This window comes from Pseudomonas sp. CH235 (assembly GCF_004368175.1).
GTDB classification, from domain to species: domain Bacteria; phylum Pseudomonadota; class Gammaproteobacteria; order Pseudomonadales; family Pseudomonadaceae; genus Aquipseudomonas; species Aquipseudomonas paraglycinae.
The window spans coordinates 42,282-66,139 of the sequence record NZ_RRZJ01000026.1 but is presented as its reverse complement, the minus strand read 5'-3'; the positions used below and the strand labels follow the sequence as shown (position 1 = coordinate 66,139).

Here is a 23,858-nt window from a genome sequence, read left to right as displayed (position 1 = left end):
TTCCCTCACCTTTTTTATTGGAACGACACCGATGACTGCTCGCGCAGCGAACGCGGGCGCATGTCGATCCAGTGCTCGTTGATGTAATCCAGACAGACCTGGCGTTCGCCGCGCATCCCCGCCTCGCTCCAGCCGCTGGCCATCGGCTTGCCCGCCGGCCACAGGGAATACTGGCCCTGAGCGTTGATCACCACATCGAATTGCAGTTGTGCGTCATTCATGTCGTTCTCCTGTTGAACGGGATTGCAGTGTGGCCAGACTTCGCTCGAGCCCGGTGGCGAGATGGTTGAATACGGCATGTCGCTGTTCGTCGTTCTGCGTGCAGGCCCCGACGTAAACCCGTACGGATGCCGCGCAAATCTGCGCGCAGGTGTCTGCGTCGTCGTCCGCGAAGGCCCGGGCCGACACTTCGGCGTTGGCGCTGGCATGCGCGTGGGCAAACGCGGTGGCGGCGGCCTCGGTATTCAGTTGCGCGTAGTACTCGGCGAACGCCTCGGCATCGCCGAAGTGCTCGGCAATCATGGCGCTGTTGGCCGGCGCGAGGCCGTAGGTCAGCGCACTGGCGTGGGCCTTGGCGTAAGCAGCGTCGTAGGCGTAGGCCTTGCGATACAGCGCCAGCAACACCGGTTTGAGCGTGGCTCGCCATTCGCCCTGACGCCCGATCACGCCGAGCGCCGCCCGCTGATGCAGGCTTTGCAACGCGAGCAGCGCCTGCTGATGTTCCGGCACGGCTTCGCCGAGCATCGGCATGACCACGTCGGCCTGCCAGAAATGAAACAGCCGCAACGGCACGGCACCCTCGCCATTGTCTATCCGCTTGCGCAGGTCGTCGGCCTGTCCGGTCTCGCACAGTACTTGCACTAAATTCAGTAGCCATCGCGGCATCGAGATCGGTTCATTCATGGCGCCGGCTCATCCGTACCGATCACCTCGGCCAGCAACCGCGCCCAGCGGCCCGCCACGATGCCGTAATGATCAGTGTCCAGGGTTTGCCAGCTGCGCAACTGCGGCAGCAAGGCCTGCCAGTTGCGTTGCAGGTCGTCCGGGTTCCAGTCGTTACCCAGCCCGTAAGGATTGGCGTGCCCGGCGATGAACAGCCGCACCGCCGTGGTCGCCAGCGCCGGTGGCTGGAAGTCGATCATGCTGGTCATGTTGTTGCGGCAGCACACCGTCAACCGTTGCAGATAGGCCTGACGTTCCTCGACCATGCCCTGCCCTTCGACCGCCGGCCAGCGCTGGGCAAATTCGCGCTGGAACACCTGCTCGATGGTCTGCTCGTCGATGCCGGCCAGTTCCACACCGGCATCGGGCGCGGGTGGGTCGATCAGGTACAACAACGGCTGCCTGAACCCGTCAGCCCGGGCCTGATGACACAGCGCCTGCGCCACCCATGCACCAAACGACCAGCCTGCAAGACGCCAAGTGCAGCCGTGCGGAAGGTGGATTTTGATCGCCTCCAGATACCAGCGTGCACGCTCCTCCACGCTGATGTTCGGCAACTGCGGCAGGCGCAGCGCCGGGTCGGCGATCACGCACACGCCCAGTTCCGCCGGCAGCGCCGACACCAGTTCCCGATAAGCCTGAACATCGCCGCCCACCGGGTGGATCAGGTACAGCCAGTCGCGGCCGGCACCGGCATGCCATTGATCGATCCGCACTGCGTCGTGCCAGCCCTGCAGTGTTACGCCGGGAGCCTCTTCAACCGTAGCGGTCGAGACCAGCCCCAGCACCTCGCTCAGGCTGACCTTGTGGCTGAATTGCGACAGCTGGAACACCTCACCGGTGGCCGCTTGCAGTTCGTCGATCAGGTCGAGCAGCGTCAGCGAATCAGCGCCCAGGTCGTACAGCGAATCGTCATCTTCCAGCTCGGCCACACCGAGCCACTTGCACAGGCACTCACGCAAGCGCACCGACAGATCCACGCCCTTCGGCGCCTCGACCGGGGTGGCCACAGCACCGTGACGAACCGGATAAAACCGCCGCGCCGTGTCGATGCCGGTGGTGGAGATCAGCAGCTGCGGCAACTGCGTCGCCATCGCCAGATCGAACACCCGACAGCCTTCTTCGGCCGACAAACCGACCGTCAGATGCTCCAGATGCGCGGCGTCTCCACCGTTGCTGGTGGTGGCCATGCCGATGTCGCGCCAGATGTCCCAGTTGATCCCCAGACGCAGGCAAGCGTCGGCCGGGTTCGAGCGATAGTGAGTGAAGCCGTCGAGCACCCCGCTGGCCGCCGCGTAATCCAGATGCCCAGCGCCGCCGAACAGCGCCGACATCGACGAGCAGTACAGGACAAAACCCGGCTTCAGGTGCTCGATCAACGCCTCGACCGCCAGCATGCCGCGAGTCTTGGCGGCCATGGCCTCGGCCATTTCCCGGGCATCACGGTGGCGAATCAGGCTACCCGCACCGACGCCTGCCGCATGAATCACCCCGCTCAGGCGACCGTAGCGAACGGCCAGTTGATCGAGGATCTGCGGCCAGCGTGGCAGGTCGGCGATGTCCGCTTTGATGCAGTCGATCCGCGAAGCGTACGCCGCCAGCGACTCAGGCAATTGCCCTTGGCGCGAGATCAGCACCACACGGCGCGCGGGTGCCCGTAGCAGGTGTTCGCACAAGGTCCGACCGATGCCGCCGCTGCCGCCCAGCACGAGGAATGTTCCATCTTCCGGTAAAAGTGACGTCGTTGCCGGGCCGGTCAATGGCTGAGGCATCAAGCGTGGCTGCCAGAGGTAACCGTCGCGCACCGCCATTCGCCGAGGCAACGAAACCGGATCGGCAAGCAACGCTGCCAACTCGCCGGCCTGCGCTTCGAGACGTGGCGACGGCCAGTCCAGCCAGTGGCAACGCACCGGGTATTCCTGCGGCACCACTTCGGTGATGCCGGCCAGCGCTGCCAATTCGGGACGCTGAACCTCGCCGTCCACCGGACACGCCTGCCATGACATCAACCACAAGCGCAGACGTGTCGTGCGCGGGGTTTGCCCCCAGGCCTGCATCAGCGCACTGACCGTGTCCAGGCAAGCCCACTGCGCCAGATCCAGCGATTGCTCGTTGACCGCGCCCGACACCGCCAGCGGCAAGGCATGCAGCCAGTCGAGTTCGCCGAGTTCAGGCTCTGCAACCTCGGTGAGCAAACGGTGCAGGGCTTCGGTGTCCAGCGGATCAAGCTCGAAACGGTCCGAGCTCAGGCGCTTGAAGCCATTGCCCGCGCGCACTTGAATCACGCGTCGATAGACAGTGTTCAGGCTCGCCAGCAAGGTCGATTCCGGCGCCTCATGGCTGCACAGAATCAGCACCTCACGGGATCCGGCCGTCGCTGTCGCGCTCAGGCGTCGGGTGCGCACCCACTGGCGCTGGTGGAACCAGTCCGCTAGCGGTTGTCGCTCAAGGGCTGGCGCATCAGGTTCGGCAGCTACAGCGGTTTGGAAACGATACGGCTGAAGATCGAACGACGACGGCGGCAAATCCCAGGGCGGCGGTGCCGAGCGCTGCGGCCACTGGATATTCGCGCCTTCGTACCAGGCGTCCAGCAGCTCCTGCGGCGATTGATCACGGGCGATCACCTGCGCGCTTGAGACCGTGATTTCCTTGATCGCTGTCGGCTGCAATGGAATGGCCTCACCCGTCCCACAAACCATTGCGAAGCGCCAGCGCAACTGCCGGCGACCTGACTGCAAGTGCCGCAGCAACGCAGTCTGCTGTTCCGGGTTCGCGTGCAGGTATTCGCGAATCGCCGCGATATCGCGCAGCAACTCCGCCCGGCTATGGGCCGAGATCATCAGCAGCGGCAATGTTTCCTCGACCCCTTCCTGCGAAACTGGCGCAGCACCGACGATGACATGCGCATTGGTCCCGCCAATCCCGAAACTGCTGACACCGGCCAGTCGCCGCCGCCCCTCCGGCCATGGCCGGGACGTGGTCGGCACGTAGAACGGTGAATGTTCCAGATCGATCTGCGGGTTGATCCGGCCAAAACCGAGGTTCGGCGGCAACACGCCATGGAACACCGCGAGGCTGGCGCGAATCAGCCCGACCACCCCCGCCGCCGCGCCCAAATGACCGATCTGGCTTTTCACCGAAGCCAGCGCGCAATGACCGACCGGCGCATCGCCGAAAGCCTTGGTCAACGCCGCAACCTCGATCGGATCGCCCAGCAAGGTGCCGGTGCCATGGGCCTCGATGTAGCCGATGTCGGCACCGGTCAACCCGGCCCGACTCAGGGCATCGCGGATGACCGCGCTCTGCCCGGCCACCGACGGTGCGGTGTAACTCATCTTGGCCCGGCCATCGTTGTTCAACGCCGAGCCCTCGACCAACGCATAGATCCGGTCACCATCGGCCCGCGCCTTGGCCAGCGGCTTGAGCACCACCACCCCGTAACCGCTGGCGCCAAGGGTGCCGCTGGCATCGTCGCTGAACGGACGACACAAACCATCGGCGGAAAAAATATGCTGCGAGCGATGCCGGTAGCCCTCGGTCAGGGTCGGGTCGATCAGCACTCCGGCCGCGAGCATCACGTCGCTGTCGCCCTGACGCAGCATCGAACTGGCCAGGTGCACGGCGATCAGCGAACTGCCGCAAGCGGCCTGCACGCTCAGGGCCGGGCCGTTGAGGTCCAGGTGATACGCGGCTTTGGTCGCAAGAAAATCCTTGTCGTGGTGCAGCGCCAGCTGGAAGCCGTCAGGCAGATCGTCGTCGGCGGTCTCGCGCAGCATTTGCTGGAAGTACGTGGTTTCGCCGCAACTGGCGATCAGACCGATGCGCGGGCCCTCCGCCGACGGAACGATGGCCGCGTGTTGCAGGGCCTGCACGCAGGCCATCAGCAGATGCCGCTGTTGCGGATCCATCAGGCGCGCTTCCTGGCGGCTGATGCCGAAGTACTCGGGATCGAAATCGAGCATGCCCGCCAGTTGACTGCGGGCGCCGACCAGGCCCTCTTCGGCGGCAAAGTGCTCGATGCCCAACTCGTTGCCTTGCACCATCGCCCAGAACTCGGACAGGTTCTGCGCCCCGGCCACATTGACTGCCATGCCGATGATCGCCATCGGCTGATGACCTGCATCGGTTTGCCGAACACGCTCCGCCGACGCCACTGGTGCGGTCGACAGATGCGCCGCCAGACGCCGCACCGTGACGTGCTCGAACAGATCGGCCATCGTCACCTTGTGCGACAGCTCTTCGGCGTAACGGCCATGCAATCGCATCAGGCCGAGGCTGGTGGCGCCGGCCTCGAAGAAGGTCTGCTCCGGCTCGATGTCCCGGCCGATCACGGCCTGGAACAACTCGCTGAGTTGCCGTTCCAGTGCGGTCAATTGAACAACCGGTGCTGGCGTGCTGCGCCGTTCCAACGCCTCGCCCACATTCGGCAAGGCCTTGCGATCGATCTTGCCGCTGGGGGTGCGTGGCCAGCGGTCGATCCGTCGGTATTCATCGATTCGCACATGGGCCGGCAGCAGCCGCGCGACCTGACGATCCAATTGTTGCGAGGTCGCAGGTTGGCCATCGAGTTGCAACCAGGCGATCAGCCGTGGTGGATCGGCCTGCACCGCCACCACCGCGTTGACCACTTCCGGCACCTGCATCAGCGCCGCCTCGATCTGCCCCAGTTCCAGACGATGGCCGCTGAGTTTGATCTGTTGATCGTCACGTCCCAGGTAAAGCAGGCAGCCCTGGGCATCGGCCCACGCCAGATCGCCGGTGCGATAGTACAAACAGCCGTCTGCCAGCTCGACAAACCGCGCGGTGTTCAGCGCAGGATCAGCCAGATAGCAACGGGCAACCATCGGCCCGGCCACCAGCAGATAACCGCGACTGCCCGCAGGCACCGGGCGATCGTGCTCATCGACCAGCAACAGCCGCGCATTACCAACGGCATGACCGATCGGCGCGCGCAACGGCCAGTCCCGCGCCACGGGCGGCAGGCGCATGGCGCTGACCACGTGGGTTTCAGTCGGGCCGTAGTGGTTGAACAGCGAGGCCTGCGGCATGCCGCCGAACCAGTTGCGCAGCGCGTCGGTGCAGAGCAATTGCTCCCCGGCCGTGATCACCTCACGCAACGCCGACGGGTAAACGCCCCTGGCCACGGCGGTTTGCGCCAGATGCTGCAAGGCCACGTAAGGCAGGAACAGCCGCTCGATCCGCGCCTCGACCATGTAATCCAGCAACGCCTCGGCATCCTGCCGCCATCGCGGCGTGATCAGGTGATAACAACCGCCGCCGCACAGGGTGCTGAAAATCTCCTGGAACGACACATCGAACGACAGCATCGAGAACTGCAGCGTTATCGCTTTCGCCGGCAACTGCCCCTCGGTGCGCTGCCATTGCAGCAGGTTGCACAGGGTGCGCTCGGACACTTGCACACCTTTGGGCGTGCCGGTGGATCCGGAGGTGAACAGCGTGTACAGCGGCCGCTCGCCGGCGTGGCGCGGACGCTCGAACGCTTCGGCATCGGCGTGAAGATCGATCCGATGCGTGGCGAATCGTCCGGCGTTCAGGTCGTCGAGTGCGGCCGCCGTCGTGTCGCTGAACAGCACACAGTGCGGTTGCGCCTGCTCCAGCACCTGACGCTGGATCGCCACCGGATAAGCAGGATCCAGCGGCACGGCGGTCAGGTTGAGTTTGGCCAGCGCCAGCAAGGCGACGATATGTTCCACCGAGGCATCGAGGAACAGCACGACATGCAGCGGCGCGTTCCCGGCTGGCACCGGATGACGCTCGATCAGGGTAGCCGCCAGAGTATTGGCCTGCGCATTCAGCTCGCTGTAGGTGAGACGGTGCTGACCCTGAACCAGCGCAATCGCCTCCGGCGTGCAATGCACTTGATGCTCGAACCCATCCGCCAATGTGTTGAACGGAAGCGCAATCTGCGGACCTTCGCTGGCCGGTGGCAGGTTGCGTCGATACGGACTGAGCAAATCGTTGAGATTGGCCGCCGGAGTTTCCAGCAACAAATCCAGACCACGGCGGAACAACGCGTTGAGCGTGCTCATCTGTTCGGCATCGAAATAGCTGCACTGATATTCCCACCAGCATTCCAGTTGCGAACCGCTGCCCACCATCAACAACGTCAGCGGGCACTTGGCGTGCAATTGCTGGTTGAATGCCAGCGTGGCGCGCAGGTTCGAGTCGGTCAACGCGGCGTAATCGGTGTTTTCCAGCACGAACATGAAATCGAACAGCAAGGGGCTCGACGACAGCCGCAGGTCTTCCACCAGATCCGCCAGCGCCACGTCCTGCAACGCCAGCACCTCGCGCACGGTGGCGGTCTGCTTGCGCAACTGCTCGCTCAGGGTCAATGCGTTTTCAACGGCGGTGGGGATCAGCACGGTGTTGGCAAACATGCCGACGGTGTCTTCGAACTCCGCCAGCGGCCGGTTGGACACCGGGCTGGCGATCCGTGGCCGCTCGCACCCGGTCAGGGCGTACAGGCTCCAGGCGAAGACGCTGAACAGCACTTCGAAACGGGTCAGTCGTTGTTGGGTGCAATAGCGTTCAAGGGCAGCGCTACGGAGAGTGCCCAAGGGTTCGCGGTGCAACCGGGCGTCCGGGCTGATTTCGCGCATTGGCATCAATGCAGACGATGGTTCTTCCTGACGGCGGTGCAATTCGGCGAGGGCGCGGCGCTGGTCGCGATAATGCGGATCGACGCTCCACTGGCGCTGCCACTGGCCAAACTCCAGCGTTGTCAACCGGGCGGCCGGTTGCGGGCTGTCGCGGCCTTGCAGGACATCGGCGTAAAGCTGCGCCAGGTCGTCGAACAGCAGGTTCACCGACCAGCCATCGACGATGATGTGATGCAAGTTCAGCAACAACCGGCAGCTGCCATCGGCGAACGGCAACAGCCAGGCCTGAAACAGGTTGGGCGTGGTCAGGTCGAACGGCGCGGCGAACACCAGTTCTGCGAAGGCCTGCCAGTTGTCCTCGGTGAAATGCCCGACCGCGAAGGTTCGACAGGTCGGCCCCTGCTCGGCAATTACTTGATCGAGTCCGTCGCTACCGGGTGCAAAAGCCGTGCGCAATCCAGGATGACGCTGTACCAGTCGCCCGACGGCTTCGGAAAGTGCGGCGACTTCGACACCCGCCGCCAGTTGCAGAATCAGCGGCACGCTATAAGCCGTTGAGGTCGGCGAGCGTTGTTGCAACAGCCACAAACGGCGCTGTTCGGCGGTGGCTGGCAGGCGTTTGGCGCTACTGATCGGGGGCGCAGGTGGGTAGATCGAATCGCCGTTCGTTTCACCGGTCAGTTGTTCGGCCAGTGACGAGAAAGGCTCGTTGAGCAACGTGTCGAGAGCGATCTCGCGCTGCCAACGAACACGAATCGCCGAGCGCAGGCGCATGGCCTTGAGCGAATCGCCGCCGCTGCCGAGCCAGTCATCCTGCGCACTCAGGGCCGGTTGGCCGAGCAGCGAACGGGCTTGTTTCAGCATCCAGTTCAAGGCAGGCGAAGCAGCGCCATCGTCAACGGCATCCATCACTGGATGCCACGGACTCAGCCCTTGGGCCAGCAAGCCATCACGGTCGATTTTGCCATTGGTCGTCAGCGGCAGGCGCTCCAGCAGGAACAACTGATGCGGCCGCATATACGGCGCCAGTTGTGCCCGCAGATGGGTTTCGAAGGCGTGATAGTCCAGCGCTCCCCGAGGCACAATGAACGCCAGCAACTGATGATCTTCAGCCGCCTGCCGCCGGGTGCAGACGTACACCTGCGCCACACCCGGATACTCCAGCATCCGTTGCTCCACCTCCCCCGGCTCGATCCGGAAGCCGCGAATCTTCACTTGCCGGTCGACCCGCCCCAGGTACTCGATCAAGCCTTCGGCATTGCACCGCACCAGATCACCGGTGCGGTAATGCACCTGCACACCACCGTCGAGGTCGGGCAAACGAACGAACTGGCGGGCAGTTTCTTCGGGCCGGTTGCGATAGCCCCGAGCGACACCGCTGCCACTCAAATACAGCTCGCCCACCTCGCCCGGCGGCACTGGCCGTTGCTGTTCATCCAGCACCAACACGCCAGTGTCCGGCAACGGTCGGCCAATGGGCGCCGAGTCGCCGGCAAAGTCGCGGCTGATCGGCCAGCACAAGGCAAACGTGGTGCACTCAGTGGGGCCATAGACGTTAAAAATCCGGCAGCGGCTCTCAGGATTGTCCCGATACCAACCACGAACAGCGGCGGCACTGATCTGCTCACCGCCAATCAGCACCTGACGCACGCTGGAAAAACACGACGGCCACTCGGCAATCAACGTGTTGAACAGCGACACCGTCATGAACAGGTTGTCGACCTGCGTCCGCTCCAGCACCTCGGCCAGTCGACGCGCATCCAGCACGTCATCGTCGGCGATCATCACGCAGCAACCGCCGTTGAGCAGCGGCGCCCACAGTTCGAAACTGCACGCATCGAACGCCGGGTTGGACAGGCAGGCAAACCGGTCCGTCGGGCGAATCTCGATATAGCCGTCGCTGTGCGCCAGCCGCAGCAAGCCGCGCTCGCCCACCTCGACGGCTTTTGGCGTGCCGGTGGTGCCCGAGGTGTAGAACAGGAACATCACCTCGGCGAAGTCTTCGGCCAGTGTTTGCGGCGGAGCGTCCGGCTGATCGAGCAAGGCCTCGACGCTGGTTTGCCACAGTGAAGGCGACCACAGCGGTTCCTCGTCCAGAGTAATCAGGCCGACACACGCCGCATCCGCCAACATCAACTCCCGGCGTTTGCGCGGGCTGGCCCGATCCAGCGGCACCACCACCGCACCGACTTTCAGCGCGCCAAGGATCGCCGCCAGCCATTGCCATGAACGCGGCATGCACAACGCCAGCGACTGACCGGGCTCAACACCGCGCGCCAGCAACCCTCGGGCGATGCGCTCACTGGCGCTGGCCAGTTCCGCGTAAGTTAGCGTGACCGACTGATCGATCACCGCCGGGGCTTGCGGATTACCCGCCACTTGCTCGGCGAAACGCGTGAGCAACGGCATGTCATTGGACGCACTCATCATTTCGCCTCCTGCGCGTCGAAGCGTTGCAGCTCACGACGGATGATTTGCGAGACCCGATGGATTTCCGCGCTTTCGAGCATGTCCCAGTGCCCGCCGCTGACGAGTTTCGCCAGATAACCGCGGCCTGCGCGGCGACGCCAGAAGCCGCGCAGTTCATGCAACTGATGGCGGCTGAAATCTTCCCGCGCCTGGATCAGCACCACGCGACCGCCGCGCGGTGCGCACTCATAGGCGGCCATGGCCAAACGGTTGTGGTTGTAGATGTTGAAATAGCGTTCGACCTGGGCATCTTCGATGCCGGGGTACATGCCGTTGAAACGCACCAGTTTGTCGCGGAACTCGGCCATGTCCACGGTGCCGATCTGCTCGCGGAAGCCCGGATCGTCGCTGCCCTGGGTGTCGAGCAGCACCACCGTCACCTGACGATGCCCGGCCGCCGTCAATCGCCGCGCCATTTCATAGGCCACCAGGCCGCCGAACGACAACCCGGTGAGGATCAGCGGTTGCTGTGTCAGCGGTTCGATCTGGCGCAAGTAAGCCTCGGCCATCGCTTCGACCGTCGGCTCGGTGCTCTCTCCCGGATTCAGCCCCGGCGATTGCACCCCATAGACGCCGGTTTCATCCGGCAGCACCTTGGCCAGCGACAGGTAACAGAACGCCGTGCCGCCCGCCGGGTGAATGCACACCACGTTGTGCTGGCCGCTGCCGCGACGGAATTCGATCAGGTTGTTCTGGGCCAGCGCCGGATTCGCCCCGACCCGCAGCCAGCCACCCAGCGCTTCGATGGTCGGGTAGCTGAGCACCACGCGCACCGGCACTTCGACCGCGAACTGCTGGCTGATTTCATGGGCCATTTTGATCGCGGCGATGGAGGTGCCGCCGACATTGAAGAAGTTGTCGCGAATGCCGATCTGCGGCGCCAGCAACAGGCTTTTCCAGATCTGGTACAGCGCCAGTTCGATGTGGTCGCGCGGGCTGCTCAGGTTGACCTGACGGTTGACCATTTCTTCGTCCGCCAACGCGGTCAGCGCGGCGCGATCAACCTTGCCGTTGGCGGTCAGCGGCAGCGCGTCGAGCCACAGATAGCTGCCGGGGATCACCGCTCTGGGCAGGGTTGTCGCCAGATGGGCGTGCACCGCTGCTTCGTCCACGGGCTCTGCCACCACGCAACAAGCTACCAGCCGCTGGTCCTGCGCTGCTTCGCCGACCATCAACACCACGGCGCTGCGGATACCCGCGAATGCTTCGAGTCGGGCTTCAATCTCACCCAGCTCCAGGCGCACACCGCGCAACTTGACCTGAAAGTCGTTGCGACCCAGAAACTCCAGCTGACCGTCCGGGCGATAACGCGCCAGATCGCCACTGCGATAGAGCCGATCACCTGTGACAAAGGGATTGTCGATAAAGCGCTCGGCACTGAGCTGCGCCAGCCCCAGATAACCCCGGGCCACGCCGACGCCGCCAATGTGCAGATGCCCGGTCACGCCCACCGGCACCGGCTGGTCGCGGTCATCAAGAACATAAAAGCAGTTGTTGGAAATCGGCCGACCGATCGGCAGTTGCCGGGCCGGCACTTCGGCGCCGGGCTCCAGGGTCCAGATGCTATTGATCACCGTGGTTTCGGTCGGGCCGTAAACGTTGTGCAGCCGTGCATGGGGCAGACGCTCCTGAAAGCGCCGCGCCAGCGCTGGCGGCAGTTCACCGCCGCCACTGAACACATCGGTCAGCGACGTACACTGGCTGACCTCGTCGACCTCCAGAAACAGCTGCAACATCGCCGGCACGAACACCAGCGCCGTGACCTGCTGCTCGCGCACCTCGCGGGCCAGATACGCCGGTTCGTAATGCCCGCCGGGCCGCGCGATCACCAGCCGCCCGCCGGTTGCCAACGGCCAGAAGGTCTCCCACGCCGAGGCATCGAAACCAAACGGAATCTTGTGCAGCATCGCCCCCGCTTCGCCGCAGACCTGCAAACACCACAGCAGCAGATTGCTCAAGCCACGGTGGGCGACCATCGCGCCCTTGGGCAAGCCGGTGGTGCCGGAGGTGTAGATCACGTAGGCGAGATGGTCAGGGGTGACGCCGACATTGCGTGGGTCGAGATTGTCCGCCGGCAACGACGCCCAGCTCGCGGCGTCCTTTTCGAGGTCGAGGATCGGCGCTTCCCAGTTCGAACCCTGCACGGCCTGACGCAAGATTGCGTGCGCCGAGCCAAGTGTCAGCAGCACCGCCGGCGTGCTGTCGCCGAGCATATGGCTCAGGCGTCCCAGCGGATAATCCGGATCCAACGGCACGTAGGCGCCACCGGCCTTGAGCACCGCCAGCAGCGCCACCGGCAATTCCAGCGAACGCTCGATGCACACCGCCACGCGCACATCCGGGCCGACGCCCAAGGTGCGCAAATGCCGCGCCAGTCGGTTGGCCAGGGCATTGAGTTCGGCGTAGCTCAGGGATTCACCCTCGAACACCACCGCGCAGGCCTGAGGGTTGCTCGCGGCCTGCGCTTCAACCAGTTGATGCACGCAGGGCGCCGTTTGCGTCAGTGGCGCGGCGCGGTTGAAGTCCACAAGCACTTGCTGACGCTCAGCCTCATTCATCAGCGGCAAGGCATTGATCGGTTGCTTGGCGTCGGCGGCGATCTGTTCGAGCAGGTGACGGAAGTGCCCGCTCAGGCGTTCGATGGTTGCGATGTCGTAGAGGTCGGTGTTGTATTCCACCAGCAAGTCCAGCCGCCCTTCCCGCTCGACCCATTCGAACGCCAGATCGAACTTGGCTGTGGCGCTGCTGGTGCCGTACGGCGCCAGTTCCAGGCCAGGCATCTGCACCGCGTTACCTGGCGTGTTCTGCAACACGAGCATCACCTGAAACAACGGCGAATGACCGGGATCGCGCTGCGGGTTGACGGCCTCCACCACGCGGTCGAACGGCACGTCCTGATGGGCGTGGACGTCGAGCATCTGACCCCGCACCTCGCGCAGCAGCTCGGCGAAGGTTTGCTGCGGATTCAGGCGCTGACGCAGCACCAAGGTGTTAACGAAATGGCCGATCAGCGGCTCGACTTCCGGACGATTACGGTTGGCGAACGGCGTGCCGATGCACAGATCCTGCTGACCGCTGTGGCGCCACAACAACACAGCCAAAGCACCGAGCAGTACGTTGAACAGCGTGCCTTGGGTCTGCCGGGCCAGCGCCGTGAGTTCACGCAAGGTGCCGCCATCGACGGAGGAACTGAACGTGGCCCCGACATAGCGCTGCACCAACGGACGCGGCCGGTCGGCGGGCAAGGTCGACAACAGCGGCGCGTCGTCCAGGGTGCGCCGCCAGTGATCGAGCTGTGCGTCCAGCACGGCGCCGCCCACTCGCTGTTGCTGCCAGCAGGCGTAGTCGGCGTATTGCACCGGCAGCGGCGCAAGCGTCGGGGTTTCGCCACGCAGATAATCGCCGTACGACGTGGCGACTTCGTGCAGGATCACGCCCATCGACCAGCCGTCGGCGATGATGTGATGCACGCTGTACAGCCACAGGTATTCATCGTCGGCCACGCGCAGTAACGACGCCCGCAGCAACGGCCCGCTCGCCAGATCGAATGGCGCCCGGGCGTCCTGCTCGACGGCGGATCGCACGTGCTGCTCGCGGTCTTCGGCAGACAAATGGCGCAGATCCGTTACCGACAACGACAGCGGCATCGATGCATGAACAACTTGACGCGGTTCACCGTCCACGCTGCAAAACGTCGTGCGCAGGACTTCGTGCCGGGCCACCAATTCGTTCAGCGCCCGCTCCAGCTGCGCGACATCCAACTGCCCTTTCAGTGTTACCGCCGTCGGCACGTTGTAGAACGGGTTGCCGGGTTCCAGTTGATCGAGAAACCACAGTTGCCGCTGCGAGAACGACAATGGCCAGGACGCGTGCGCGCCGGCACGGCGGGGAATCGCCGCGTCATCGTGCCCGCCGAGCAAGGCGATCAGTTCCTGTTTGTGACGCTTGAGCGCCTGGGTCAGTTCTTCGGTGAGAAACCCGCGCGGCGCCTTGCAGCGCAGCCTGTCACCGTCCACTTCGAGCACCACGCCATGGCGAGCGAACAACGCCAGCAATTGATCGGCATTCATACTTCGAACTCCTCCATGTCTTCGTCGTCCAGACTTGCGGTCACAGGCTCGATGGCAAACGCCTCGACCGGCGCGCGGTGTTGTTCATCGGCTGTGCGCAGCCCGCCGATCATCGAGTAGATCAATTCATGGCTCGGCCCGAGGTCGAACAGCGTCGTCAGTTGCTGCTCATCGACCGAGCCGATGCCGCACAGGCCCAACCCGTGCTCGACGGCGGTCATGCTCAGCAACTGGGCCATGGCACCGCTTTCGATGTGGCAGAAGTCACGGCTGCGCTCGCCATACAGCGGGCGGATCGCGGCCATGTCGGCGATGAAGAACAGCGAGAACGCGGCGTTCTCGTACACCGGACGGTTAACGAAATAGTCGTAGGTGTCCGGGTCGAGCGCTCCGCTCTGGAGCGCCAGCAAACGATGCTGGCGGGGATCGTAGTAATACGCGCCACCGGGCACGCCGAGCACGCGATCCGGCTTGACGTAGAGGTACGCCTGAATCGGGTAAAGGCCACCCGCCGACGGGAACTGGTATTTCACTTCGCCGTCGAGTTGTCCTTGAGCCAGCGCCGCCAGTACGTGCGCGAAGGCCTGGGCGGCGATCGGTTGCAGGTCGTATTGACGCACCGAGCGGTAATCGCTCAAACGCCGGGCGAAGGCCGGGTCTTGCGGCAGATCCAGTGCCACTGCCGGCAAAGTCTGAGCGAAGTCGCGGCGTCCGCGTTGTTCGGCCTTGAACTGCGCTCGCTGCTGGGGATCTTCGATGATGTCCTGCACGGGCTCCGGAGCCTGCTGCACGTTGCCGAGCAGATCCTGCCGCGCCCGGTTCTGGCGGTACATGCCAAGCAGATGCAGCAACGTCGGCTGGGCCAGCAGTTGCGCCACGTGCGGGCGGAACTGCAAGGCGCCGGACAACGCGTTGCTGATCCGGACGATATCGATCGACGTTGCGCCGAGGTTCAGCAGATTGGCGTTGGCGGCAATCGATTCGCGCTTGAGCACATCCTGCACGATTTCCACCAGCCGCTGTTCCTGAGGGCCGTCGACTTCCAGCGCCGGCCCTTGCTCCTCGACTTGCTCAGGCTCCGGCAGGCGTTTCTTGTCGACCTTGCCGTTGGACGACAACGGCCACGCTTCAACAAAGGTGAACGACGGCGGAATCATGTAGGCCGGCAGCTTGTCGCTCAGGTACGCGCTGAAATCGCTGGCCTGCAACGCCGGATCGGCCTTGAGCACGTAGCCCGCCAGACGTTTCTCGCCCAGCGTGCTGCCAAGAATCCGCACCACCGCGCTCTGCACGCCGGGATGGCGATTGAGCGCGGCTTCGATCTCGCCCAGCTCGATGCGATAACCCTGGACCTTGACCTGATTGTCTTCGCGACCGAGGAATTCGATGTTGCCGTCGGGCAGCAAACGGCCCAGGTCGCCGGTGCGATACAGCCGTTCGCCGGTCAGTGGATGATTGAAGAAACTGCCCGCGCTGAATTTTTCATCGCGCCAGTAACCTTTCGCCAGACCGATGCCGCCGATGTACAACTGCCCCGCAACCCAGGTCGGGCGCACTTGCAGCGCTTCATCCAGCACGTAGAAGCGCTGATGATCGAGGGCCTTGCCGTAGGGAATGCTCCGCCAAGCCGGGTCGACGTGCTGTACCGGGTAACAGATCGACCAGATCGACGCTTCGGTGGCACCGCCCAGGCTGATCAGTTGCAAATCCGGCTGCAAGGCCCAGGCCCGCTCGGGCAGGGTCAACGGAATCCAGTCGCCGGACAGCATCGCCACCCGCAGGCTGGCAGGCAACGCGCCGCCCTCACCCTCCACGTATTCGACCAGCATGCCGAGCAGCGCCGGCACCGAGTTCCACAGGCTGACGTGATGACGCTTGATCAATTCGAGCCAGTGCGCCGGATCGAGGGTCAGTTGCGGGTCGAGGATGACCACCGCCGCGCCCACCGCCAACGTGCCGAAGAAGTCATAGACCGACAGGTCGAAGCTCAGCGACGAGATCGCCAATACACGGTCGTTCGGGCCGACGGCAAAGCGCCGGTTGATGTCGAGCAAGGTGTTGACCGCGCCGCGATGGTCGATCACCACGCCTTTCGGCTGACCGGTGGAGCCGGAGGTGTAGATCACGTAAGCGAGGTCGCTTTCGTTCACCTGCACCGGTTGCAGTGACAGTCCATCGTTTGAAACTTCATCGGTCACGGCAATGGTCGTGACTTGCGCCGGCCATTCGATCTTGTCGAGCAGCGCCGGTTGGGTCAGGGCCAGACTCGCCTCGGCCCGCTCCAGAATATGCCGCAGCCGTTCCGCCGGTTGCGTCGGCTCGATCGGCAGGTAAGCGCCGCCGGCATACAGAATCGCCAGGGTTGCGACCACTTGTTCCCAGCCGCGCTCCATCACCACCGCGACCAAGCGGTTCGGCAGCACGCCCTGTGTTTGCAATCGGGCGCCGAGTTGTCGGGCCTCAAAGCGAAGCTGGGCGTACGTCAGCTGTCGCGTGCCGATCACCGCCAGTGCGTCCGGTGTGGCAAGGGCCTGACGTTCGAACAGTTCGTGCATCAATGGCAGCGTTTGCTGATGGTCGACCGGTGCCGGCAAGCGTGCCTGCGGCAGCAGTTGTGGCGTGTTCGCGCCCCAGGCTGCCGGTTCGCAAAGGCTGTCGAGCAGCGCGTTATAGGCGACGAACATCTGCTCGATCATGCCTTGCGGGAACAGTTCGTCGATGCTGTCCCAGTTGAACAACAGGCGTCCTTCCAGCTCCAGCAACGTGTGGTCGAGCCACACTTGCGGGGTCTGGGTGATGCTGTGCATGTGCCTGGCGTTCAACGCGTCGGCGAGGTTGAACTCGGCCAACTCCGGCGCCGCTTCCGACAGTGTGCTATTGAACACGATCGGCATCGCCGTCTGCTGCACGCCCCGGGCCTGGGACAATTCACGCAGCACCCGCACGCCGCTGACCACCGAATGGTCGATGTCGCGCCACAGTTGCGCCTGCACGGCGCGGGCCTTGTCGGTAAAGGTTTGTGTTCCGTCAATGCCGACTTCCAGCAGCACCAGCGAAGTGAAATCGCCGATGATTTCGTCGACATCGGTGTGCAGCGGCATACGGTTGAACAGCGGCAGGCTCAGGGTGAAACGCGGCGTGCGGCTCCACAGCGCCAGCACTTCGCTGAACGCGGTCAGCAGCATCACCGACGGCGTCACGGCAAACTGTTTGGCCACGGCTTTGAGCTGCGTCCACTGCGCCGCCGACATGTCGCGGTCGCGGCGGGTGAAGTGCGGGTTGGCGATGCTTTCGGGTTGGCGCACCAATGGCAGGTCTGGCGCCGGGGCCAAAGTAGTCACTCGGTCGCGCCAGTAGCTCAGCGCCTGCTCGTAACGGCGGCCGTTGCGCAGCTGTTGTTCGGCCAGAACATAGTCGCGGAAAGTCAGGCCCGGTTCCGCCAGTTCCAGGTTCGGATCAACGTAGAACGCCATCAGTTCGCGGGCGAGAATCTGCGTGCTCGCGGCGTCGACGATCAGCGCGTCGAGGCTGATGTGCAAATGGGTAATGCCGTCATCCAGCAACGACAGGCTGAACTCGAACAGCGGCCAGCGACTGGCGTCCAGCACCTGATGGGACTGGCGTTCGCGTGTCGCTTCCAGCGTGCGCTGCGCCACATCGGCGGGCAAACCGCGCAGATCGCTGCGCGGCATGCGATAGGTCGGCACCTGCGCCAGCACCTGCTGCGTGCCGTCGCTGAGGAACACCACGCGCAGCATGTCGTGGCGCAGGATCATGCGGTTCAAGGCTTGTTCGAAACGCTCGGCGTCGAAGTCGGGAATGCGCAGTTCTTCGTAACCGTGGGCACTGACGCCACCGAGGCTGACCGTGGCCTCGCGACCGAACCAGTAGGCTTGCTGGATATCGGTCAGAGGGAACGGTTCATGTCGATTGTCGCGATCCGGTTCGATCTGAATGAACGCCGGTTCAACGCTTTGCTCTTCACGCGACACCTGCGCCGCCAGATCCAGCAACACCGGGGTCTGGAACAGGCTGCTCAGGGACAGTTGCGCGCCCATGCGCTGGTTGATCGCGTAGATCATCCGCGTCGCCAGCAGCGAATGGCCCCCGAGGTCGAAGAAGTTGTCGTGAATACTGACCCGTTCGCACTTGAGCACTTCGGCCCAGATCTCGGCCATTTGCCGTTCAATGTCGTTGCGCGGCGCTTCGTAAGTCGCGCCGGCGCTGCGTTCCGGTGCCGGCAGCGCCTGGCGGTCGAGCTTGCCGTTGCGGGTCAGCGGTAATTGCGAGAGCCGGACCCAGGCGCTCGGGATCATGTGTTCGGGCAACTGGCGTTGCAGTTCGGCGCGCAGGGATTCACTGGTCGCAGTGCCGACCACGTAGGCCACCAGACGCTTGTCCCCGGCCACGTCTTCACGCAGCAACACGGCGGCTTCCTGCACACCGGGTTGTTGATGCAGCAGGCTGTCGATCTCACCGAGTTCGATGCGGAAGCCGCGCAGTTTCACCTGTTGGTCGATGCGTCCCAGGTATTGCACGTTGCCGTCGGCCAGGAATGTCGCGAGGTCGCCGCTGCGGTACATCCGCGCGCCCGGCTCGCCACTGAACGGGTCCGGCAGGAAGCGTTCAGCGGTCAGGTCCGGACGGTTCAGATACCCTCGGGCCAGGCAGGCGCCAGCGATGTACAACTCGCCCGCCACACCGACCGGGACTGGATTCAAGTGCTCGTCCAGCACGTACAGCCGCGCGTTGGCGATGGGACGGCCAATGGGCGGCGCGTCCGGCCAGGATTCGGCCTCATTGCAGTCGAGGCTGAACTGGCTGACCACGTGGGTTTCGGTCGGCCCGTACTGGTTGTGCAGTTGCGCGCCACCGAGTCCGCGAACAAAACCGCGCAGCTCGTCATTGATTTGCAGGGCTTCACCGGCGGTGATGATTTCGCAGCCGCCGGCCGGCATCGGCGCACCGGCCTCGGTCAGGCCGGCGAGTTGCTGCAACACGGCGAACGGCAGGAACGCCCGCTGCACGCCTTCGGCCACCAGAGTCGGGCGCAGCGCGGCGAGGTCCTTGCGGCTGTCTTCGGTCATCAGCAACAGGCTGCCGCCCTGGCACAGCGTGCTGCAGATTTCCTGGAACGAGACGTCGAAGTTCAGCGAGGCGAATTGCAGCACGCGTTGCGGTGCCGTGGCTTGATCAAGCTGCCAGGCGATCAGGTTGTCCAGCGCACGACGGTTGTGGGCCACGCCTTTCGGGCGTCCGGTGGAGCCGGAGGTGTAGAGCACGTAGCCGAGGTTTTCCGGGCTCACATTGACGTGCGGATCATCCGTCGGGTGTTGCGCCCATTGCGCTGCGTCGGTGTCCAGGCAGCAGATCTTCGCCTCGTTGGCCGGCAGCCCGGACACCAGGCTCGATTGCGTCAGCAGCAAGGTCGGCGCGGCATCGCTGAACATGAACGCCAGCCGCTCGCTCGGATAAGCCGGGTCGAACGGTACGTACGCCGCGCCGGCCTTGAGGATCGCCAGCAGGCCGATGACCATTTGCGGCGAGCGTTCCAGGCACAAGCCGACGCGATGCTCGGGGCCGACGCCTTGTTCGATCAGGTAATGCGCGAGGCGGTTGGCGGCGCGATTCAGCTCGCCGTAACTCAGCTGCTCACGGTCAGCGAGCAGCGCCACGGCGTCGGGCGTCTGCCGGGCGTGGGCTTCGAAGCGCGCCACGCAACCGGGCAGTGACGTGGTATCTCGCGCGGTACGGTTCCAGTCATGAACGATCTGCTGGAGTTGCTCGGCGTTCAGCAGCTGGATCCTTGCCAGCGACTGTTGGCTGTCCTCGACCATCTGCGTCAGCACCCGACGCAGGTACTCGCCGAACTGCTCGACAGTGCTGCGCTCGAACAGGCCCGAGGCATATTCCAGACCGCCGACGATCTGCCCGTCGCGCTCACTGAGCGCCAGTTGCAGATCGAACTTGGCCACGTGATGGCTGCTCTCGACAGGCGTGACATCCAGCCCGGTCAGCAGCAGATCGGAATCCTGATCCTGCTCCCAGGCAAACAACACCTGGAACAACGGGCTGTGGGCCAGACTGCGCGGCGGATTGAGCAACTCCACCACTTGCTCGAACGGCAGGTCCTGATGTTCCTGAGCCTCCAGCGCCACTCGCCGCGCCTGTTGCAGCCATTGCGCCACCGACGGCGTCCCGGACTGAGTCACGCGCAGCGCGAGGGTGTTGACGAAGAAACCGATCAGCCCTTCCAGTTCCTGCTGCGGGCGGTTGGCCGATGGCACGCCGATCACCACATCGCTTTGCCCCGACAGGCGCGACAGCAGCAGTGAAAAACCGGCCAGCAGAGTCATGAACAGCGTGGTGCCTTGCTGCATGCCCAGGGCTTTCAGGCGTGCGGTCAAAGCGGCGTCGAAGACCAACGGAACAAAGCCGCCGAGGTAATCCTGCACGGGCGGGCGCTTGTGATCGGTCGGCAACTCCAGCAATACCGGCGCGCCCGTGAGGGTCTCGCGCCAGTACCGGCTCTGCTGCTCCAGCACGTCGCCGGACAGCCATTGCTTTTGCCACACGGCGTAATCCACGTACTGCACCGGCAAGGGCGGCAGCGGATCGTCGCGATCCAGCAACGCCGCTGCGTACAGCTGCCCCAGCTCGCGGGTGAGCACGCCCATCGACCAGCCGTCAGAGATGATGTGATGCTGGGTCAGCAGCAACACATGGTCATCCGCCGCCAGTCGCAGCAGGCTGACCCGCATCAACGGGCCGCGGCTCAGGTCGAACGGTCTGGCGCCCTCCTCGTCGATCAAGCGGGTCAGACGCTCTTGCGCATCGTGCCCCTGCACGTCAGTCACCGTCAGCCGGATGCTGTGCGCCGGCGGCGAAACCCGTTGTCGCCCTTCCCCTTCAACGGCAATGAACGTGGTGCGAAGCGCAGCATGGCGCGCCACCAGCTGATTGAAGCTGCGTTCGAGTGCCGGCACGTCCAGCGAACCGCGCAAACGCAGGTTAAGCGGCATGTGGTACGCCGCGTTGCCACCCTCCATTTGCGCCAGAAACCACAGGCGCTGCTGAGCAGACGACAACGTTTGCGCGCCCGTGCGTTCAAGGGCCGTGATGGCCGGGCGAGCCGCAGCCTGACTGGCTTGCAGCCGTTCGGCGAACGCCGCCAGAACCGGCGCGGCAAACAGCGTCGAAGGCGCGACTTCCAGCTCCAGCGCATGACGAACCTGCGCCAGCACGCGCATCACCAGCAGCGAGTGACCGCCGAGGGCGAAGAACTGATCCTGACGCCCGACCCGCTCGACGCCGAGCACGTCGGCCCAGATCGCGGCGAGCGCGGTTTCCAGCGGGCCTTCGGGTGCCTGGTATTCCTGCTGATCGAACGCCTCGGCGTCCGGCGCCGGTAAACCGGGCCGATCGACCTTGCCGTTGGCGGTCAGCGGCAACGAGTCGAGGCGCACGAAGGCGGTCGGCACCATGTAATCCGGCAGGCTGACTTGCAGCTGTTCACGCAGGGAACGTGGGCTCAAAGTGGTGTCTGGTTTTTCGCAGTAGTAGGCGACCAATCGCGGTTCACCGGGACTGTCCTGGCGCAGCAGCACCACGCTTTCCCGAATACCCGGGATGTCCGCCAGCCTGGTTTCGATTTCCCCCAGTTCCAGACGCAGGCCGCGCAACTTGGCCTGGGAATCGTTGCGGCCGAGAAATTCCAGTTGGCCGTCGGCCCGGTAACGCGCCAGGTCACCGGTGCGGTAAAGGCGTTCGCCCGCCACGAACGGGCTGTCGATAAAACGCTCGCTGGTCAGTTGTGGCAGGTTCAAATAACCGCGCGCCACGCCGACGCCGCCGATGTACAGCTCGCCTGCGACGCCCTCGGCAACCGGTGCGCCGTCAGTGTCGAGCAGGTAAATCCGGGTATGGGGCAGTGCCCGGCCGATGGGCAGCACCGCGTCGATCTGGCTGTTTTCGGTGAACTCGAAACAGGTACTGTCGATGCTCGCTTCGGTCACGCCGTAGGCCTGGACGATCTGCACGCGATCACCGCACAGCCTGCGCAATTGCCGCGCGCTGTGGGCGGTCCAGATGTCGGAGCCGCAGACCACGGTGCGCAGGAACGACAGGTCGTGGCCGGTCTCTTCGACCCACGCCAGCAGCGGATTGAGCAGCGCCGGCACGAAGTCGGCAAAGCCAATCTGCGCCTCGCGCATCAGGCGATACAGGGCCGGCGGGTCCATCAGGGTGTCCCGTGGGCAGAGCACCAGCGTGCCGCCAAAACCCAGCGAACGGATCAGGTCGGCGCTGAACACGTCGAAGGAAAAACCCGCCATCTGCAGGTGGTTGACCGGCTCGCCCAAAGCATAAAGCTGCGCCCAGTCGGCGCTCACGGCGACCAGTCCGCAGTGCTCGACCATCACGCCTTTCGGGGTGCCGGTGGAGCCGGAGGTGTAGATCACGTAAGCCAGGTGACGGGGTGTCAGACCGATTGCGTGAGGATCGGGATTGTCTGCCGAGAGCGAAGCCCAGACATGAGCGTCGGCCAGATCCAATACCGCAGGTGCAGTCGCCGACTGTTCGAGCACCGCCCGCAAAACATCGCGCGCCTGGCCGTGGGTCAGCACCACCGGCGGTGCGCTGTCGGCCAGCATGTGCGCCAGCCGCGCCTGCGGATAGGCCGGGTCCAGCGGCACATAGGCGCCGCCGGCCTTGAGGACTGCGAGTACGCCGACCAACATCTCCAGCGAACGCTCCAGACACAGCCCGACTCGCACGTCCGGCCCGACCCCGAGCTTGCGCAGGTGACGGGCCAGCCGGTTGGCGCGGATATTCAGTTCACGGTAACTGAGCGCTTCCTCCTGCCAGCGTGCGGCGATGGCCTCGGGGTTGCGCAGCACCTGCGCCTCAAACAGACCGTGCACGCACAGGTCCGCATCGAACGGTTTCAAGGAGCAAACGTCGGGCTGCGCGGAATTCGTCCCACGCAAGGAAGTGTTGTCGAGCATCGGAGGCTACCGTCCATGACTACATTATTTTTGTGATCAGGCCGGGACAGAAATGCCCCGCCAGTCAGGCCCCGGCATCAGATGCCGGCACGGTCATTCGAATTCAGGAGGATGGCGCGGCGCGCGCGTGCAGACTCGCGTTGAACGCGGGCACACGCAGAAATTCGGGGGGAGACAGGCTGGAGAAAAACGCCGCCGCGCGGTCGGCGCAGGCAACTGGAAAGTGGGCCGGATCATTGGCGACATCCGTCGCACCGTTCATTGCATCGTCGATTGCAAACCGCGTGACCAATTGAAACCTCGACTTCCATTTGAGGGTCAACGACGAGGAACAACCTGCGCGGGGATGACAGCGCCAGGGTGGTCCCGATCGGCTGCGACTGCCGGGTCTGTAGACGCACGGCAATCTTCTGGCGCCGGGTTTGTGACCCGAAGCGCCGGCGGATAATAACCACGTTTTTTGTTAGGGAGGCAAACAAAATGTAGGAAATTTGCGAAATAAATATCGGACGTTTCCTACATGCTTGTGACGATGGCAAAGGAACAGGGATGTCAAAAATGCTCGTACACCGTTCCGCCGTTTCGTGCAGGCCACGGGCATCGAAAACCGCTGCAGAGTCTTGAGTGGCCAGCGAAAAAGTCACCACGCGACATACCTCGATAGCCGGGCGCTAACAAGCGCTAACAACGCATAACTGGCAGTCATTCGGCTGTGAAGGCAGGCTTGAATCTCACCGCTGAACGCCGGG

Annotated in this window: 6 protein-coding genes; all 6 read right to left on the bottom strand. The window is 64.2% G+C overall.

The features are described 5' to 3' along the window. Positions 1 to 14: 14 nt before the first annotated feature. The 6 genes from EIY71_RS22365 to EIY71_RS22340 all read right to left on the bottom strand — a co-directional run bounded on the left by EIY71_RS22365 (position 15) and on the right by EIY71_RS22340 (position 23,431). A complete protein-coding gene (locus EIY71_RS22365; RefSeq protein ID WP_011333696.1) occupies positions 15 to 221 on the bottom strand; it encodes an MbtH family NRPS accessory protein in 207 nt (68 codons plus the stop codon). Further along, positions 214 to 903, bottom strand: coding sequence for a hypothetical protein (locus EIY71_RS22360; RefSeq protein WP_240864907.1), 690 nt, complete (start codon positions 901 to 903; stop codon positions 214 to 216). The genes EIY71_RS22365 and EIY71_RS22360 overlap by 8 nt, the downstream gene beginning before the upstream one ends. Further along, the gene (locus tag EIY71_RS22355; protein ID WP_134023158.1) at positions 900 to 9,995 is read right to left on the bottom strand and encodes a non-ribosomal peptide synthetase; all 9,096 of its coding nucleotides are present in this window, start codon (positions 9,993 to 9,995) and stop codon (positions 900 to 902) included. Before EIY71_RS22355 ends, EIY71_RS22360 begins: the two co-directional genes overlap by 4 nt. Continuing rightward, a complete protein-coding gene (locus tag EIY71_RS22350) occupies positions 9,992 to 14,104 on the bottom strand; it encodes a non-ribosomal peptide synthetase (RefSeq protein WP_134023156.1) in 4,113 nt (1,370 codons plus the stop codon). Before EIY71_RS22350 ends, EIY71_RS22355 begins: the two co-directional genes overlap by 4 nt. Next, on the bottom strand, positions 14,101 to 23,109 hold the full coding sequence (locus EIY71_RS22345) for a non-ribosomal peptide synthetase (protein WP_134023154.1): 9,009 nt from the start codon (positions 23,107 to 23,109) through the stop codon (positions 14,101 to 14,103). The genes EIY71_RS22350 and EIY71_RS22345 overlap by 4 nt, the downstream gene beginning before the upstream one ends. Positions 23,110 to 23,212: 103 nt before the next feature. Beyond that, positions 23,213 to 23,431 (bottom strand): hypothetical protein, encoded by a 219-nt coding sequence (locus EIY71_RS22340; protein ID WP_134023152.1) that lies wholly within the window; start codon positions 23,429 to 23,431, stop codon positions 23,213 to 23,215. Positions 23,432 to 23,858 lie beyond the last annotated feature (427 nt).